Origin of the sequence: Halomonas sp. ALS9, from assembly GCF_001651035.1 — a bacterium.
Classification (GTDB): domain Bacteria; phylum Pseudomonadota; class Gammaproteobacteria; order Pseudomonadales; family Halomonadaceae; genus Vreelandella.
In genome coordinates this window covers 1-309 of the sequence record NZ_LXRG01000155.1, presented here as the reverse complement: position 1 = coordinate 309, position 309 = coordinate 1, and the positions used below count along the sequence as shown (strand labels likewise).

Below are 309 nucleotides of genomic sequence, written 5' to 3'. Positions count from 1 at the left end.
TTCCATGCTGGAGGCTGTTTCGGCTAACGAGGCAGCCTGCTCTTCGGTGCGCGTGGAAAGCTCTTCGTTAATGCTTACAATCTGCTCGACGCCGCTGTTGACCTGATTGGCGCCGAGGTGAATGTCGCCAATGGTACTCGCCAGGGTTTCGCGCATCCGGTTGATATTAAACAGTAAGCTCTGCTGATCCTTCGGAGAAAGCTGAGTGATTTGGGTGAGATCTCCGTCAGCAATATGTCGCACCACGCTAGCGGCGTAGCGTGGGTCACCGCCTAAACGACGCGAAACATCACGCATAACGCAGCCCAT

1 pseudogene is annotated in these 309 nt (G+C 55.0%); it reads right to left on the bottom strand.

Going from position 1 to position 309, the window contains the following annotated elements:
- Positions 1–309, bottom strand: a pseudogene (locus A6R74_RS10625) (hypothetical protein); the annotation flags it as partial.